Origin of the sequence: Pseudomonas fluorescens NCIMB 11764 (assembly GCF_000293885.2) — a bacterium.
Classification (GTDB): domain Bacteria; phylum Pseudomonadota; class Gammaproteobacteria; order Pseudomonadales; family Pseudomonadaceae; genus Aquipseudomonas; species Aquipseudomonas fluorescens_B.
This window is the reverse complement of the sequence record NZ_CP010945.1, coordinates 1,580,307-1,594,125: the sequence shown is the minus strand read 5'-3', so window position 1 is coordinate 1,594,125 and position 13,819 is coordinate 1,580,307. Positions and strand designations below refer to the sequence as shown.

Below are 13,819 nucleotides of genomic sequence, written 5' to 3'. Positions count from 1 at the left end.
AGTGTCGGGCTCAGGCACAAAGTAGGGAGAAAAATTAGAAACGGCACCCTAACAACTGACATAAACAGGTGCTGCATGACCGAGATCAATTGTGGCGAGGGCGCTTGCTCCCGCTCGACTGCGCAGCAGTCGCAAACTGGCGAACCGAATGTCCCTGAGAATATGCAGTGCCAGTGTTGGGGGCGCTTCGCACCCCAGCGGGAGCAAGCGCCCTCGCCACAGGTATAGGCTCGATCTCAGGCGAGGGCTTTATCGAGGGCCTTTTCGATTTCCGATTTGATCATGCCGCTCATGGCCGACATCATCAGGCCCAACTCCACATCGACGCGGATCGAATCTTCGCTGACATGCACTGCGCCTTTCACCCCGGAACGCTTGAGGTTCAGGGTATCGCCAGACCACTGCGGCTCCAGGCCATATTGATCGGACAGCTTCTGCGCCAACTGGTCGGCCTTCTCGCGGGCCGCTTCCTTGCCCAGGCCGTGGGCACGCTCAACACTAATACGGGCCATCGAATGACTCCTGCTTTATGGATACTTTCCTGAAGCATCTTGACCGCTGCTGCGGCAAAACGTCCCGGCGGTTGCCTATCTTACCTTCAGCCTTGCCAAGACAAAGCAGGCCACCGGGATTAGAATGTCCCGCATTCTCTTCTGGTGACAGCGATATGACTGATCAGCGCAAAGGCAGCGATGCCGAACCCACCACTCACTTCGGTTTCAAAAACGTTCCGGAAAGCCAAAAAGCGGAAAAAGTCGCTGAGGTTTTCCACTCGGTAGCCGCCAAGTACGACTTGATGAACGACCTCCTGTCGGGCGGCATGCACCGCTTGTGGAAGCGTTTCGCGATCGAGCTGTCGGGCGTGCGCACCGGCAACCGCGTGCTGGACATCGCCGGTGGCACCGGCGACCTGACCAAGAAATTCTCGCACCTCGTGGGCCCGACCGGCCAGGTGGTGTTGGCCGACATCAACGAATCCATGCTCAAGGTCGGTCGTGACCGCCTGCTGGATCTCGGCGTGGCCGGCAACGTCGAATTCGTCCAGGCCGATGCTGAAAAGCTGCCGTTCCCGGACAACCACTTCGACTGCGTGACCATCGCTTTCGGCCTGCGCAACGTCACGCATAAAGAAGACGCCCTGCGCTCGATGCTGCGTGTACTCAAGCCGGGTGGCCGTTTGCTGGTGCTGGAGTTCTCCAAACCGACCAACGCGCTGATGTCCAAAGCTTACGACGCCTACTCGTTCGCCTTCATGCCACTGATGGGCAAGCTGATCACCAACGACTCGGAAAGCTATCGCTACCTGGCCGAATCGATCCGCATGCACCCGAACCAGGAAACCCTGAAGTCGATGATGGTCGAGGCCGGTTTCGATCGCGTGACCTATCACAACATGACCGCAGGCATCGTCGCCCTGCACCGCGGCATCAAACCCTGATGCTGCTGGCCGGCCTGCTCGCCAGCGTTGAACTCGGTCTGAACCGGGTGCTGCGTCTCGACAGCACGGCGCTGCCGCGGCTGGCGCATTTGAGCGGCAAGGTGATTGCCGTCGACTGCCGCAGCCCGGCGCTGCAACTGTTCATTTTGCCCAGCGACGAAGGCTTGATGCTGGCCTCACACTGGGAAACCGGTGCCGACTGCACCTTGCGTGCACCGGCCTCCAGCCTGTTGAAACTGGCGATGAGCAAGGACAAGACCTCGGTCCTGCATGGCCCTGAAGTTGAACTCGACGGTGACAGCGGCGTGTTGCTGGAACTGGCGGCGATCCTTCAGGACCTCGAGCTGGACTGGGAGTACGAACTCTCGCGCTGGCTCGGCCCCGTCGCCACTTCCCTGGTCGGCGGTCACCTGCGCAGCCGCGCACGCTGGTATCAGCAAGGGTTCGCCAGCCTCAATCAGAACCTGGGCGAATACCTGGCCGAAGAATCGCGCACCCTCGTCGGTCAGCGCGAAGCCGAAGCCCGTTTCAGTGAACTGGACCAGATCAAACTCGATCTGGAACGTCTCGAGGCGCGTTTCGAGCGCCTTTCCCGATCCCTCGACCCAAGCGATAACGCATGAAGCTGCTTGCCGTCCGCCGTTTGTTGCGCATCCAGCGCGTTGTGATTCGCTACCGCCTCGATGACCTGCTGTTCGCCCTGCCGCTGCCGTGGTTTCTGCTGGCGCTGCGCTACGCCTTGCCGTGGCGCTGGTTCCCGCGCAAGACGCTGGACCTGAGCCGTGGCGCCCGATTGCGCCTGGCGCTGCAGGACCTGGGGCCGATTTTCATCAAGTTCGGGCAGATCCTGTCCACCCGCCGCGACCTGCTGCCGGAAGACATCGCCGACGAGCTGATGAAGTTGCAGGACCGCGTGCCGCCGTTCGATTCGCAAGTGTCGATCAGGCTGATCGAAGAACAGCTCGGCAAGAAAATCAGTGAAGTGTTCAGCCGCTTTGACGTCGAACCGCTGGCTTCCGCTTCGGTGGCGCAGGTGCATGCCGCGCAGCTGAAAACCGGTGAAGAGGTCGTCGTCAAAGTCATCCGCCCGGGCCTGAAGCCGATCATCGCCCAGGACCTGGCGTGGTTGTTCATCCTCGCCCGCGCCGCGGAAAAGCTCTCGGCCGATGCACGCCTGCTGCACCCGGTGGACGTGGTCAGCGACTACGAAAAAACCATCTACGACGAACTCGACCTGCTGCGCGAGGCTGCCAACGCCAGCCAGTTGAAACGCAACTTCGATGGCTCGCCGTTGCTGTACGTGCCGCAAGTCTATTGGGACTGGTGCCGGCCGAAAGTGCTGGTGATGGAGCGCATCTACGGGATTCAGGTGACCGATCTGGCGACCCTCGCCGATCAACGCACCGACATGAAAATGCTCGCCGAGCGCGGCGTGGAAATTTTCTTCACCCAGGTGTTCCGCGACAGTTTCTTCCACGCCGACATGCACCCCGGCAACATCTTCGTCAGCACCGTCAACCCGTGGAGCCCGCAATACATTGCGATCGACTGCGGCATCGTCGGCAGCCTGACCCCGGAAGACCAGGATTACCTGGCGCGCAACCTGTTCGCGTTTTTCAAGCGTGATTACCGTCGTGTGGCGCAACTGCACATCGATTCGGGCTGGGTGCCGGCGGAAACCAAACTCAACGAATTCGAAGCGGCGATCCGCACGGTGTGCGAGCCAATCTTCGAAAAACCGTTAAAAGATATTTCATTCGGCCAAGTGCTGATGCGCCTGTTCCAGACCGCTCGACGCTTCAACATGGAAGTGCAGCCGCAGCTGGTGCTGCTGCAAAAAACCTTGTTGAACATCGAAGGCCTGGGCCGTCAGTTGTACCCGGACCTCGATTTGTGGAATACCGCCCAACCGTTCCTCGAACGCTGGATGCGTGAACGCGTCAGCCCCAAGGCCTTGCTCGGCAACGTGCAGAGCCAGTTCGAGCAACTGCCGCACCTGGCCAACATGGCGCGTGATCTGCTCGAACGCATGTCCCAGCCCCACGCCTACGACCCGCCGCCACCGTGGCATCGGCGCCGGGACGACTGGTTCCTGCGGCTGCTCGGCACAGCCCATCTGGCCGGCGGCGCAATACTCGCCGTTGGCGGGCCGCTGAATGAACTGGCTTACTGGCCGGCCGGGATCATGATGGCCGTCGGTTTGTATCTGGTCGTTCGCCGATAGCCAGTTGTGTGATCCACTGGCACACTGTTTGAACGTTGGGCCCTGCTAATGAAGTGCGGGGCCCGCTGTCGGAGTCGAAGATGAAAAACTGGCTGGACGAGATCAAGTGGGACGCCGATGGCCTGGTGCCGGCAATTGCCCAGGATCACAAGACCGGGCGCGTCCTGATGATGGCCTGGATGAACCGTGAAGCGCTGGAACTGACCGCTGCCGAAAACCGTGCCATTTACTGGTCACGTTCCCGTGGCAAGCTGTGGCGCAAGGGCGAAGAGTCCGGTCACGTGCAAACCCTGCATGAGATGCGCCTGGACTGTGACGCCGACGTGATCATCCTGATGGTCGAGCAGATCGGCGACATTGCCTGCCATACCGGCCGTCAAAGCTGCTTCTACCGCGTCTTCGAGAACGGCGACTGGAAAACCGTCGATCCGGTCCTGAAAGACCCGCACGCTATCTATTGCGCAGGACACACCCATGAGTGACACCCTGACCCGACTGGCCGAGGTACTGGAAGAGCGCAAAGGCGCCGCCGCCGACAGCTCGTATGTCGCCAGCCTGTACCACAAGGGCTTGAACAAGATTCTGGAAAAAGTCGGCGAAGAGTCGGTCGAAACCATCATTGCCGCCAAGGACGCCGCCATCAGCGGTGACTGCAGCGACGTGATCTACGAGACTGCCGACCTTTGGTTCCACAGCATGGTCATGCTTGCCCAACTGGGGCAGCATCCACAGGCTGTACTCGATGAACTGGACCGTCGTTTCGGTCTGTCCGGACACGCCGAGAAAGCCTCGCGCCCGTCCGCCTGAACAATTATTAGAGAGGAGCAGCAACATGGGCATTTTTGACTGGAAACACTGGATCGTCATCCTGGTTGTTGTCGTTCTGGTGTTCGGCACCAAGAAACTGAAAAACCTCGGCACTGACGTGGGCGAGTCGATCAAGGGCTTTCGCAAAGCCATGAACGATGAAGACAAGCCGGTTGACCCGACTGTGACCCCGGCCCAACCGGTGCCACCGGTTCAGCCACAGACCACACAGTCCGTGAACCAGCCGCACACCATCGACGTGCAGGCGCAAAAAGTCGAAGAGCCGATCCGCAAAGACGTGTGAGCACTGACTAATGTTTGGTATCAGCTTCTCTGAACTGCTGCTCGTCGGCCTCGTGGCCCTGCTGGTGCTGGGCCCCGAACGTCTGCCGGGGGCTGCGCGCACGGCCGGCCTGTGGGTCGGGCGCCTGAAGCGCAGCTTCAACGCGATCAAACAGGAAGTTGAACGTGAAATCGGTGCCGACGAGATTCGTCGGCAACTGCACAACGAGCACATCCTGTCGCTGGAGCAGGAGGCACGGAAAATCTTCACGCCGACCCAGCAGGAGGCTACGCCGGTTCAGCCGGTTGAACCTGTGGCGGAGCAGACGATTCATGCACCGATTGCAGAAGCTGCACCTGTCGCGGCACCAACGGAAACGGTGAAAACTGTTGAACCGGCAGCGGCTGTCGCATCCGTAGAACCTGTTGCTCCTGCCGCCGCGCCGACAACGCCGGCCCCTCACGACACCACTTTGCCGCCGCGAGTCTCATGAGCGATCTCCCAGAAAACGACCAGCACATGCCGCTGGTTTCGCACCTCACCGAGTTGCGTACCCGTCTGCTGCGCTGCGTAGCGGCGATCTTCATCATCTTCGCCGGGTTGTTCGCCTTCACCCAGCAGATCTACACCTTCGTCTCGACGCCGTTGCGCCAGTACCTGCCGGTGGGCGCGACGATGATCGCCACCGACGTGTCGTCGCCGTTTTTAACGCCACTGAAGCTGACCATGATGGTGTCGCTGTTCCTGGCAATCCCGGTGATCCTGCATCAGATCTGGGGCTTCATTGCGCCGGGCTTGTACAAACATGAAAAACGCATCGCCGTGCCTTTGCTGGTGTCGAGCATCATGCTGTTTTACGCCGGCATGGCGTTCGCCTACTACCTGGTGTTCCCGCTGATCTTCAAATTCTTCGCCGCCGCCACCCCGGCCGGCGTGGAGATGATGACCGACATCAGCAGCTACCTCGATTTCGTCATGACGCTGTTCTTCGCCTTCGGTGTGGCGTTCGAGATCCCGGTGGCCGTGGTGCTGCTGGTCTGGATCGGCGTGGTCGACGTCAAATACCTGAAGAAAATCCGCCCGTACGTGATCATTGGCTGCTTCGTGGTCGGCATGATCCTGACGCCACCGGACATTTTCTCGCAGACGCTGCTGGCCGTACCGATGTGGCTGCTGTTTGAAATCGGCATCCTGTTCGGCGGCCTGATCAGCAAGCGCGGCGACCACCCGGACGACCAACCGGTCGACGATCACAACGACCAGCCGCCAGCGACCCAAGCGTGAACCTGCTGCTCCTCGAAGAGGCCGATTTCATTGCGGCCGACCGAGTGGTCCTGCGCGATCGCCGGTTGACGCACATGCAGGAAGTTCACCGCTGTGAAGTGGGTGACAGCCTGCGCGTCGGGCGTATCGGCGGTCTGATGGGCTCGGCCGAAGTGCTGCGTCTGGACAGCGATGAAGCCGAACTGCGCGTCACCCTCGACCAACCACCACCGGCCAAGCTGCCACTGACTCTGGTATTGGCGCTGCCGCGGCCCAAAATGCTCCGTCGGGTGTTTCAGACCGTGGCGGCCATGGGTGTGCCGCGAATCGTGCTGGTAAACAGCTACCGCGTCGAGAAGAGCTTTTGGCAGACCCCGTTTCTCGAACCTGAAGCGATTCGCGAGCAACTGATCCTCGGCCTCGAGCAGGCAAGAGATAGCGTGTTGCCTGAAATTGTCATCGAAAAACGCTTCAAACCGTTCGTCGAAGATCGACTGCCCGCGATCACCGAAGGCACCCTCGGCCTGGTCGGTCACCCCGGCAATTACCCGCCCTGCCCCCGCGGCCTGGACGAACCGGTGACCCTGGCCATCGGCCCGGAAGGCGGCTGGATTCCCTACGAAATCGATTTACTCGGCAAATCCGGCCTGCAACCGGTGCAGCTCGGCGAGCGCATCCTGCGCGTAGAGACTGCCGTCACTGCGTTGCTTGCACGCCTGTTCTAATCCGGTCCCCCGAGCTTCGCTCCAAACCCTGTGGCGAGGGAGCTTGCTCACGCTTGGGCGCGAAGCGGCCACCGCATTGAATCCCCAATATCGCGGCGACTGTTTTACGCCGGCTACGCCGCCGAGCGGGAGCAAGCTCCCTCACCACAGGTTAACCAAGCCAAACTCGTGCTGCGCCTACAGATTTCCACCCGCCAGCCGATACACCTCCCATAAAACCAACTTGTGGTCCGTGGGAGTTGCAGCATGTACCGATGGCTAGCCGAGAAACTGGGGAACGTCAGCGTCAATCGCAAACTGGGTGTCGGCTTCGGTCTGGTGCTGCTTCTGACGGTGTTGATCACCGCTACCGGCTGGACTGGCCTGGGTAATGTGATCAGTCGCGGCGACAAGCTGGGATTCATTTCCAGCCTCAATGAGCTGACCAAGGATTTGCGCCTGGCCCGTCTGGATTACGAGATGCGCCGCGGCGAACAAGGTCCGGGCGCCGTCAACGACCTGCTCGGCCAACTCGATACCGGACTGAAAACCGCGCGCACGTTGATCGAACAACCGGCCGACGTAGCGATGATCGACCAGCAATTGACCGCCGTCAGCGAATATAAACTAGCCTTCGCCGCCATGACGCAGGCCGGCGCCAGCCGCGAAGACGCTCGCAGCAAACTCGGCGCCAACGCCGACAACGCTGTGGCGCGAGTCACTGAAGTCGAGAAGTCCCTGCTGCAAGGCGACAACGTGGCTGACTTCAACAACGTGGTGGAAGTCAGCAAGCTGCTGCAACAAGCCCGCTATCAGGTTCGCGGCTACACCTATAGTGGCAAGGCCGATGCCGAACAACCGGCGCTGGATGCCATCGCCAACGCGTTGAACAGCCTCGAAAGCCTTCCATCGAAACTGCCGCAGCAGCACACCGCCAATCTGCAACAGGCCAGCGAAGCGCTCAAAGCCTACCGAGCCGCGGTCACTCAGTTCCGTGACTCGCAGGTTGCGACGGCTGATGCCCTGAAACGCATGGCCGCGCAAGGCGACATCCTGCTCGGAGTCAGCAAGAAACTCACCGCCTCACAAACCGTCGTGCGTGACACCGATGCGGCACACGCCAGGAACATGCTGTTGCTGGCCACTTCCCTGGCGCTGGTCTTCGGCCTCTTCGCGGCGTGGGCGATCACACGGCAGATCGTCATTCCGTTGAGCCAGACACTGAAAGTGGCCGAGCGCATTGCCGCCGGCGACTTGACCCACAACCTCGTTTCCGAGCGCCACGATGAACTCGGTCAACTCCAGCGCGCCATGCAGAACATGACCCTGGGCCTGCGCGAATTGATCGGCGGCATCAGCGATGGCGTCACGCAAATCGCCAGCGCTGCCGAAGAACTGTCCGCAGTGACCGAGCAGACCAGCGCCGGGGTCAACAGCCAGAAGGTCGAGACCGACCAAGTGGCGACCGCGATGAACGAAATGACCGCCACCGTGCAGGAAGTCGCGCGTAACGCCGAAGAGGCCTCTGAAGCGGCTCTGGCCGCCGATCAGCAGGCCCGCGAAGGTGACAAGGTCGTTGGCGAAGCCATCGCGCAGATCGAGCGCCTGGCCCTGGAAGTCGGCAACTCCACCGAAGCCATGGGTCACCTGAAACGCGAAAGCGACAAGATCGGCAGCGTGCTCGACGTGATCAAATCCGTGGCCCAGCAAACCAACCTGCTGGCGCTCAACGCCGCGATCGAAGCCGCCCGCGCCGGTGAAGCAGGGCGTGGTTTCGCGGTGGTCGCCGACGAGGTCCGCAGCCTGGCCCAACGCACCCAGAAGTCCACCGAAGAAATCGAAGAGCTGATCGTCGGTCTGCAAAACGGCACCCAGCAAGTCGCGACCATCATGGACAACAGCCGCAGCCTGACCGACAGCAGCGTCGAACTGACCCGCCGTGCCGGTGGCTCGCTGGAAAGCATCACCCGCACCGTGTCGGCGATCCAGTCGATGAACCAGCAGATCGCCGCAGCGGCCGAACAGCAGAGCGCGGTAGCCGAAGAGATCAACCGTAGCGTGCTGAACGTGCGCGATGTGTCCGAGCAGACCTCGGCCGCCAGTGAAGAGACCGCGGCCTCCAGCGTCGAGTTGGCGCGGCTGGGGACGCATTTGCAGACGCTGGTGGGCAGGTTCAAGGTTTGAGGTGATGTGCATGCCTCGGTCCGCTTGGAACCGAGTTGATGCAATCGCCAGCAGGCTGGCTCCCACAGGAGAATGCATTTCAGTGTGGGAGCCGGCCTGCTGGCGATGAGGCGCGACGCGGTCTGTCTGACCGGCCTTACTCCATATTGCCGACCTTATTCACCGCCACTACGTTGTGTGGCGCGTCGTAGATAAGCGTCATGAGGCGCGCAAACGCCAGCTCCCCTCAGGAAAAGCATCGATACGGACAAAAATTATCCGGGCGCACCAATTCGCGGACGGGGCCTAACGCACTCGCTCGTTTGCAAAAGTGTTGGCGCGTGATTTGTTGTTTCACGGGACTGAAAGCAAAAAATCGCAGCCTTCGGCAGCTCCTACAGATTGATACCGTGCAGGAGCTGCCGAAGGCTGCGATCTTTAAAAACACCCGCCTCCTCTCAGAAGCGGGGCTTTTTATGCCAATTGAGGCTGTGCACTCAGTGGCTTGAGCGGCAGCAGCGGCGCATGGGGATCGGCTTTCACCGATTTGCGCCAGGCTTCCAGCCACGCGGAATGACCTTCGTTCCACACCTGCTCATGCAAGCGAGCCAGTGCTACCGGATCGCTCAGCAGTTGCACACGCTCATTGTTGGTCAAACCGTCAGGCCCGACTTTCAAGGCATGGCGCACACGCTCGATCCGCAGCCATTCGATCGGCTCGGCCTCACGGTGACGCGACGTCGCCAGCGCGCACGCCAGGGCGTTCTGCTGTGGATCGACCACCGAGCGGATGAAGCCGTCTTTCAGCGCGTGGTAACGGTTTTCATGGGTGTACTGATCCGTTGCCAGCAACGCCTGCGGCGGATTGTATTCCTCGGGGATCAGGAACAGGCTCTCGTCACGGGACTTGAGGCCCAGGCCCACGCGGCTGGAGATCACCGACACCGGAATCGACAGCATCAACGAACCGACGATCGGCACCAGCCACCAGAGGAAGCTCGGGTTCAGCCAGATCACCAGCAACGCCCAGAAGAAACCCAGCAGGGTTTGCGGCCCGTGACGCTTGACCGCTTCGCTCCACGGCGTGGAGTCGTCGTCACGTTGCGGCGAGTTCCAGGTGGCGGCCCAGCCGAGGAACGCGGCGAGCACGAAGCGAGTGTGGAAAATCATCCGCACCGGCGCCAGCAACATGGAGAACAGCATCTCCAGCAGCATCGACAAGGTCACCTTGAACTTGCCGCCGAACTCTTTCGCGCCCTTGGCCCAGATCAGGATGATGCTCAACAGCTTCGGCAGGAACAGCAGCACGATGGTGGTCGAGAACAACGCGATCGCTTTGTCCGGGTGCCATTGTGGCCACAGCGGATAGAGCTGGCGCGGTTCAAGGAAGTACTGCGGCTCCATCAGTGTGTTGACCGCCAGCAGCGCCGTCGACAGCACCAGGAAGAAGAACCACAGCGGCGCCGACAAATAAGACATCACGCCGGTCAGGAACACTGCACGGTGAACCGGGTGCATGCCCTTGACCAGGAACAGGCGGAAGTTCATCAGGTTACCGTGGCACCAGCGACGGTCACGCTTGAGTTCGTCCAGCAGGTTCGGCGGCAGTTCTTCATAGCTGCCCGGCAAGTCGTAGGCAATCCACACGCCCCAACCCGCACGACGCATCAACGCGGCTTCGACGAAGTCGTGGGACAGAATCGCCCCGGCGAATGCGCCTTTACCCGGCAACGGCGCCAGGGCGCAGTGCTCGATGAACGGCTTCATGCGGATGATCGCGTTGTGGCCCCAGTAGTGGGATTCGCCCAACTGCCAGAAGTGCAGACCGGCGGTGAACAGCGGACCGTACACCCGAGTCGCGAACTGCTGCATGCGCGCATACAGCGTGTCCATGCCCGAGGCACGCGGCGCGGTCTGGATAATCCCGGCGTCCGGCGTGGCTTCCATCAAGCGCACCAGACTGGTCAGGCATTCACCGCTCATCACCGAGTCAGCGTCGAGCACGACCATGTACTTGTAATCGCCGCCCCAGCGACGGCAGAAGTCGTCGAGGTTGCCGCTTTTGCGTTTTACCCGACGGCGACGGCGGCGATAGAAAATCTTGCCGAAACCGCCGGCTTCGCGGCAAACGTCCAGCCAGGCTTGCTGCTCGGCAACACAGATATCGGCATCGTTACTGTCACTGAGGACGAAAAAGTCGAAGCGATCCAGGTCACCCGTGGCAGCGACCGACTCGAACGTCGCGCGCAGACCGGCGAACACCCGCGGCACGTCTTCGTTGCAGATCGGCATCACCAGTGCGGTGCGCGCGTCCTTGGGAATCGGCTCATTGCCGGCGCTCTTACCGGAGATGCGGTACTTGTCGTGCCCGGTGAGCAACTCAAGGAAGCCCATCAATGCCGTCCAGAAACCGGCCGACACCCAGCAGAACAGAATCCCGAACATGATCAGGATGCTGGTCTGCAGCGCATACGGCAGTACTTGCGTGACGGTTTTCAGGATTGGCTGATGCAGGACTTCGTTCAGGTCGACGAACGACCAGCCCTGGTACGGCATGATGCCCTTCATGTACCAGCCGGCGACGATGGTCTGACCAAGCATCAGTACCAGCAGGATGTAACGCCGGATCGAACCTACGGTGCGCCAGCGCGCGGCCGGCAGCACGTTCTCGTCTTTCGGCGGGGCTGGCGGATTGGTGCGGCCGGTCAGACGCCGCCAGCCACGCACCAGAATGTTGGTGCGCCACGGCTCCGGCACGACTTTGGTCCGGCGGATCGGTGGAGTGGCCTTGAGGCAAACCCGACCGCTGGCGTCGAGCACCAGCATTTCCGCTTCTTCCAGCTCTTCAGCGGAGTTCAGGGTCAAACGACGGCCCACCGAGGCTTGAGCAGCCTCGGTCGGTGCGTCGAACGTCGAGGACGACAGGCGCTGGTGCAGCTCGCTGAAGGACTGGCAGCCCGCGAGTTCCGCGCGCTGCTCGTCGGTCATCGGTAAATGCGCCAGATACTCGGCAAGCGTCTCTGGCTGTACTTGAGAATTACTCATCGGCAGGCAACTGGTAGCTCCAGGTCTCGGTCAGGACGTCTTCAGTCGCGGCCGATTCCGGTGTGGCTGGGGCCGCGTCCGCAGCAGCAGGCTGCTTGGCGTCTTTGTTGGCCTCCTTGGCATCTGCGACTGGCTTGGCTTCGGCCTGCTTGGCCTCGGCTTGCTTGGCTTCCTTGTCTGCTTTTTCCTGTTGTCTGGCGGCAACCTTGTCGGCCTTGGCCACAGCATTGCTGGACGCTGGCACGGATGACTTGGCCAGGTCGGCAGGCAGAATGTTCTGGACCAGCGCAGCACGCATCTCGGTGGCTTTGCTCGGGTCCTTGATCTTCATGCGCAGGGTCAGGCGCCAGCCCTTGGTTTCAGGGTTGTATCGCACGCTGTTCTCGACCAGTTCGGCATTGTCGCCAACGCTGACCTGGCTGCGAACGTCCGCATCGGACGGCAATGCCGCCAGCGACGGGCCTTCGAAGTCCACCAGATAGGCAACGCTGCCGTCCGGCTGACGAATCAGGTTGGACTGTTTGACGTCGCCTGTGGAGCGCAGGGTCTGTTGAACCCAGGCACTGTCCGGCGCATGAAGCGCGGCTTCGTCGATGGTCCAGTGCATGCGGTAGCCGAACTCCAGCGGCTGGCCAGGCTCAGGCAGTTTTTCCGGGCTCCAGAAGGCAACAATGTTGTCGTTGGTTTCATCGGCCGTCGGAATTTCGACCAGGTCTACAGAACCCTTGCCCCAATCGCCTTTTGGCTCGATCCAGGCACTTGGGCGCTTGTCGTAGCGGTCGTCGAGGTCTTCGTAGTGACTGAAGTCACGGCCACGTTGCAACAAGCCGAAGCCACGCGGGTTCTCGACCGAGTAGTTGCTCACCGACAGGTGTTTCGGGTTGTTCAACGGGCGCCAGATCCACTCGCCGTTGCCGGCATGGATCGACAGACCGCTGGAGTCATGCAGTTCGCGACGATAGTTCAGCACTTTGGAAGGCTGGTTGGCGCCGAACAGGAACATGCTGGTCAGCGGCGCAACGCCAAGCTTGGTGACCTTGTCACGCAGGAACATCTGAGCCTTGACGTCGACAATGGTGTCGCTGCCCGGACGTACGGTCAGGCGATAGGCACCGGTAGCGCGTGGCGAATCCAGAAGGGCGAAGATGACCAGGTGCTTGTCGCCCGGTTTCGGCTGTTGAATCCAGAACTCGGTGAAACGCGGGAATTCTTCGCCGGACGGCAACGCGGTATCGATCGCCATGCCGCGAGCGGACAAGCCATACGTGTGCCCCTTGCCGACAACGCGGAAGTAACTCGCGCCGAGCATGGTCATGATTTCGTCTTGCTTGTCGGCCTTGTTGATCGGGTACAGCACACGGAAACCGGCATACCCCAGTTGTTCGGTGGCTTTAGGATCGAATTTCAAGTCGCCGAAATCGAAACGACTTGGGTCGTATTTGATCTCTTCGACGGTGGTCGCGGTGATTTCGTTGATTTTCACCGGTGTATCGAAATGCATACCCTGGTGATAGAACGACAACTTGAACGGGGTTTTCTGATCAGCCCATTCGGCTTTTTCGGTCAGGAAACGAATTTTTTGATAGTCCGCGAATTTCATTTCACGGAATTCTTTCGGCAGGTTACTGCGCGGGGCTTCGTATTTCTGCCCGGCCAGCTCTTTTGCCTTGGCCGATACATCATCCAGACTGAATGCCCAAAGCTGGCCGGCGCTGAGCAGGCAAAGCAGGGCAGAGCCCGCTACCAGAGCGCTTCGTAACCGTTTGGCAGACAATTTTGGTGCAATACAGGGACTAACAATCACGAGCAACCCTCGCCGAAAACAGATCAAAAAACCAACGGCCAGTTGAAGGGCCTGTGAGGTAGACGGAAGGAAAAACCCGTCCCTACAA

At 60.7% G+C, this 13,819-nt stretch carries 13 protein-coding genes and 1 pseudogene; 11 read left to right on the top strand and 3 right to left on the bottom strand.

Annotated features, from left to right (window positions below; genetic code table 11):
• Positions 1-236: 236 nt before the first annotated feature.
• A complete protein-coding gene (locus B723_RS07370) occupies positions 237-512 on the bottom strand; it encodes a polyhydroxyalkanoic acid system family protein (RefSeq protein WP_017336104.1) in 276 nt (91 codons plus the stop codon).
• 155 nt (positions 513-667) lie between these two features.
• Between B723_RS07370 and ubiE the strand changes: the two genes are divergently transcribed.
• The 11 genes and pseudogenes from ubiE (at position 668) to B723_RS34050 (ending at position 8,903) form a co-directional block, all read left to right on the top strand.
• Complete coding sequence (gene ubiE / locus B723_RS07365) at positions 668-1,438, top strand: bifunctional demethylmenaquinone methyltransferase/2-methoxy-6-polyprenyl-1,4-benzoquinol methylase UbiE (protein WP_007948968.1); 771 nt, start codon at positions 668-670, stop codon at positions 1,436-1,438.
• Positions 1,438-2,061 carry a ubiquinone biosynthesis accessory factor UbiJ gene (locus B723_RS07360; RefSeq protein WP_017336103.1) on the top strand — a complete coding sequence of 208 codons (624 nt, stop codon included), beginning with the start codon at positions 1,438-1,440 and terminating at the stop codon, positions 2,059-2,061. Before ubiE ends, B723_RS07360 begins: the two co-directional genes overlap by 1 nt.
• Positions 2,058-3,662 (top strand): ubiquinone biosynthesis regulatory protein kinase UbiB, encoded by a 1,605-nt coding sequence (gene ubiB, locus B723_RS07355; protein WP_017336102.1) that lies wholly within the window; start codon positions 2,058-2,060, stop codon positions 3,660-3,662. Before B723_RS07360 ends, ubiB begins: the two co-directional genes overlap by 4 nt.
• Before the next feature lie 80 nt (positions 3,663-3,742).
• Positions 3,743-4,144, top strand: coding sequence for a phosphoribosyl-AMP cyclohydrolase (gene hisI, locus B723_RS07350; RefSeq protein ID WP_017336101.1), 402 nt, complete (start codon positions 3,743-3,745; stop codon positions 4,142-4,144).
• Positions 4,137-4,469: a phosphoribosyl-ATP diphosphatase gene (locus B723_RS07345; protein WP_008047820.1), complete on the top strand. Its 333-nt coding sequence runs from the start codon at positions 4,137-4,139 to the stop codon at positions 4,467-4,469. Before hisI ends, B723_RS07345 begins: the two co-directional genes overlap by 8 nt.
• 25 nt (positions 4,470-4,494) lie before the next feature.
• Complete coding sequence (locus B723_RS07340) at positions 4,495-4,773, top strand: twin-arginine translocase TatA/TatE family subunit (RefSeq protein WP_017336100.1); 279 nt, start codon at positions 4,495-4,497, stop codon at positions 4,771-4,773.
• A gap of 10 nt (positions 4,774-4,783) precedes the next feature.
• Positions 4,784-5,245: a Sec-independent protein translocase protein TatB gene (gene tatB / locus B723_RS07335; protein ID WP_017336099.1), complete on the top strand. Its 462-nt coding sequence runs from the start codon at positions 4,784-4,786 to the stop codon at positions 5,243-5,245.
• Positions 5,242-6,036, top strand: a complete 795-nt coding sequence (tatC, locus tag B723_RS07330) for a twin-arginine translocase subunit TatC (protein WP_008025235.1) — start codon at positions 5,242-5,244, stop codon at positions 6,034-6,036. Before tatB ends, tatC begins: the two co-directional genes overlap by 4 nt.
• Positions 6,033-6,740 carry a 16S rRNA (uracil(1498)-N(3))-methyltransferase gene (locus tag B723_RS07325; RefSeq protein WP_017336098.1) on the top strand — a complete coding sequence of 236 codons (708 nt, stop codon included), beginning with the start codon at positions 6,033-6,035 and terminating at the stop codon, positions 6,738-6,740. Before tatC ends, B723_RS07325 begins: the two co-directional genes overlap by 4 nt.
• Positions 6,741-6,986: 246 nt before the next feature.
• Positions 6,987-8,045 (top strand): annotated as a pseudogene (locus B723_RS34055) (methyl-accepting chemotaxis protein); the annotation flags it as partial.
• Positions 8,031-8,903, top strand: coding sequence for a methyl-accepting chemotaxis protein (locus tag B723_RS34050; protein ID WP_425311818.1), 873 nt, complete (start codon positions 8,031-8,033; stop codon positions 8,901-8,903). The pseudogene B723_RS34055 and the gene B723_RS34050, both read left to right, overlap by 15 nt.
• A gap of 453 nt (positions 8,904-9,356) precedes the next feature.
• On the opposite strand, the gene mdoH is transcribed toward B723_RS34050, so the two are convergent.
• Both mdoH and B723_RS07310 read right to left on the bottom strand, forming a co-directional pair.
• A complete protein-coding gene (gene mdoH / locus B723_RS07315) occupies positions 9,357-11,927 on the bottom strand; it encodes a glucans biosynthesis glucosyltransferase MdoH (RefSeq protein WP_017336096.1) in 2,571 nt (856 codons plus the stop codon).
• Positions 11,920-13,731 (bottom strand): glucan biosynthesis protein G, encoded by a 1,812-nt coding sequence (locus B723_RS07310; RefSeq protein WP_017336095.1) that lies wholly within the window; start codon positions 13,729-13,731, stop codon positions 11,920-11,922. The genes mdoH and B723_RS07310 overlap by 8 nt, the downstream gene beginning before the upstream one ends.
• Positions 13,732-13,819: the final 88 nt, after the last annotated feature.